A 2,125-nucleotide genomic window follows, 5' to 3' on the forward strand; every position below is an offset into this window, starting at 1 on the left:
GCGCATCTGATGATACACGCATCCGTAACAGGGCATCCAATACTACCGTACTGTCTCCAGGTATGGTAATATCACCTGATATAACTGATCTAATACTATCTTCGTCAAATACCAATTCAGTTGTGTCGTTGTACGTACCATCATTATTAAAATCAATCCATACCTTTAATTTCTGCATAACAACCGTATCAGGATTGGTTTGAACTGACAATTGATAGGTCTCATTGGTATAGATCTGTGTATTATCACTGCAGATAAAATTACCGTACCCTTCACTACCATCACCTGTAGTTTTGTTGATCGTATTGAATGAAACATTATAAATACCGTATCCACAGCATACGTTCAAAGTTTGGGGATAGCAGGCAGCCAATTCAGGTGAATTGCCAAAAGTAAAGCTCACTGCATTTGTTTGTATTAGCGTGCCGCTGCCCGAGGGATTGCTGACGGTCAGGGTGATCGTATAGCTGCTATCTGCAGGGAAGATATGTGTCGGGTTTTGAGTTGTATCCACAAGACTTCCATCTCCAAAATCCCATTGCCACGAAACAGGGTTGCCTGATGACTGATCGGTAAACTGTGCCAATCGAAGACAGCTATCAATCACTGAAACAGAAAAAGCAGGAACCGGCACAATTATCTCACACATCCAGTTAAGTTCAAAGCCTAAAAAGTTAACCGATATGTCTGTCTTTTCTTTTATCGTAATTGAACTACCTGTTGAAAATATGGTGTCTCCACCAAAGGGATTTTTGGGAATAATGAAGCCCGTAAATTTGCCCAGCAGCGGGCTGCCCGTACCGGGCCCATCAAATATAAATATCGTATCATTTATTTCATAAAGAAAGGTGTCGAAGACCAAACCAATACGTGTAGCTGACGGCACTGAGATAGTAAATATTCCGTTATTGTTATTCTGGTAATTCCCCTGCCCTCCGCTATCATATAATTTGCCCGTACAAAGATTTACCGTTTGGCTCGTGGGCTGGACCTTACATATCTTTTCTATATAAGCAGTCTTAATCTCTGTATCACTACCAAAACTATTACTTACCACAAGTGTAACTGTATAGATACTATCAACCATGTATGTGTGCATTGGGTTTTGATTAGTATCGAGCGGGGCGCCATCTCCAAAATCCCACGACCATGATTTGGCTAAAAATGAATTGTCAAAAAAGTTAACTACACCGTTACAAGTTACGGTAACATCGGCAAAAAAGTTAGCTATCGGGGGACTGGGATTCTCAGTAATGATCAATCCATAATCTTCTACCTGGCCGTTCTGTATAAATTGACACGGGCCCGGTTTGCTACCCTTAGAATCAGCAGCAACACGCATGCGTATCACTGTATTTAATACCGATGAGGTAACAGAGGGTATCTGGATATTTCCTGAAGGGTTAAAGACATCATCAGCAGAAAACACAAGTTCATCTTTTGGATCAAACGTACCATTGTTATCTGAATCAATCCAAACCCTCACATCCTGGCTGCTAATTAAGCCGGTGTTAATAAAGATCGTATAAATATTGCCCTCAATAACTGTGGTCTTATGATCGCAGCTATAATCCCGGTATCCATCAATACCTCCATCACTCGAATTATCAATCGTATTGAATGTAACATTATATATCCCAAAATCAGAGAGTGGGCTCAAGGTAGGCGGAGTACACGCAGCAGCTATGGGCGCTCCGGTAAGCTCTACTGCTACCAGGTCTGTTTGCACCACCGTATCGGTGCCAAATGCATTCGTTACAATAAGTGTTACGGTATAAGCGCTATCCTGAGTATAGGCATGTGTAGGATTTTGAACCGAATCAATAATTCCATCCCCAAAATCCCATAACCAGCTTGCAGGAGCATTCAAAGAGTTGTCGGTAAAAGTGACTATTCCTGTGCAGGTATGTATATCGCTCACAGAAAACGCTGCTGTTGGAGGCGTTATGCTTGCCAGAACCACGACTGCATAATCTTCATGCTGGCCTAATTGTACATCATCACACGGACCAGGGGCAAGATTACCTCCAATCTCTGAGGTGACACGCATCCTCAATGATGAATCTTTGATGGCTGTACCTGGAATAAAAATTGACCCTGTATGGAATTGTAAAACTGTATCTGC

General features: G+C 41.9%; 1 protein-coding gene and 2 pseudogenes. All 3 read right to left on the reverse strand.

Translation table 11 applies throughout. The features are described from left to right. A partial coding sequence (locus FVQ77_09725) for a PKD domain-containing protein (GenBank protein ID MBW8050600.1) occupies nucleotides 1–649 on the reverse strand: 649 nt, incomplete at its 3' end. Between the two features lie 357 nt (nucleotides 650–1,006). Next, a pseudogene (locus FVQ77_09730) lies at nucleotides 1,007–1,342 on the reverse strand (PKD domain-containing protein). 396 nt (nucleotides 1,343–1,738) lie between these two features. Next, a pseudogene (locus tag FVQ77_09735) lies at nucleotides 1,739–2,050 on the reverse strand (PKD domain-containing protein). Nucleotides 2,051–2,125 lie beyond the last annotated feature (75 nt).

The organism is Cytophagales bacterium (assembly GCA_019456305.1).
Lineage (GTDB): Bacteria > Bacteroidota > Bacteroidia > Cytophagales > VRUD01 > VRUD01.